The 219-nt window shown below is 56.2% G+C and carries 2 tRNA genes; both read left to right on the plus strand.

Annotation, left to right across the window (positions count from 1 at the left end):
* Positions 1 to 22 precede the first annotated feature (22 nt).
* A tRNA-Val gene (locus OGV65_RS00870) sits at positions 23 to 98 on the plus strand.
* Positions 99 to 144: 46 nt separating this feature from the next.
* A tRNA-Val gene (locus OGV65_RS00875) sits at positions 145 to 217 on the plus strand.
* Positions 218 to 219 lie beyond the last annotated feature (2 nt).

Raw genomic sequence — 219 nt, forward strand, 5'->3', positions numbered from 1 at the left:
ATAATGCGACTCCACACAGCGGGGGTGATTAGCTCAGCTGGGAGAGCACCTCCCTTACAAGGAGGGGGTCGGCGGTTCGAACCCGTCATCACCCACCAACTACTTTATGTAGTCTCCGCCGTGTAAAACAAGAAATTGAGAAGTGGGTGATTAGCTCAGCTGGGAGAGCACCTCCCTTACAAGGAGGGGGTCGGCGGTTCGATCCCGTCATCACCCACC

The sequence above is a fragment of the Citrobacter sp. Cb004 genome (assembly GCF_030337065.1).
In the GTDB taxonomy this organism is placed as follows: domain Bacteria; phylum Pseudomonadota; class Gammaproteobacteria; order Enterobacterales; family Enterobacteriaceae; genus Citrobacter; species Citrobacter braakii.